The following is a 257-nucleotide window of genomic DNA, read 5'->3' on the forward strand; positions in this document are numbered from 1 at the left end:
CGAGAGCCAGGCTGGTGGGTTAAATTGTTAAGCCGAGTTTTGCTTTCAGCTCATCGTTCAGGTCTCCGACCCTGTTTGGTGGGGAATACACCCCGACGTTACACTTAAAAGCTTCAAGCACAGGCTTCAAATTGTCGATCGCGGCGTAACCTGGTTTGTCCGGATCTAGCGCCAAAAGAACGTTTTGGCCTTCCATGATGCTGAACCATTCAGGGTCCCAGTTTTCGCAGCCGGGCAGTCCAAAGATGGTTCGCTTT

At 51.4% G+C, this 257-nt stretch carries 1 pseudogene; it reads right to left on the reverse strand.

Annotated elements, in window-relative coordinates:
* Window positions 1–19: 19 nt before the first annotated feature.
* Window positions 20–257, reverse strand: a pseudogene (locus tag AC3XQU_RS24280) (toprim domain-containing protein); the annotation flags it as partial.

It is taken from the genome of Telluria sp. AZSoR62 (genome assembly GCF_058111565.1).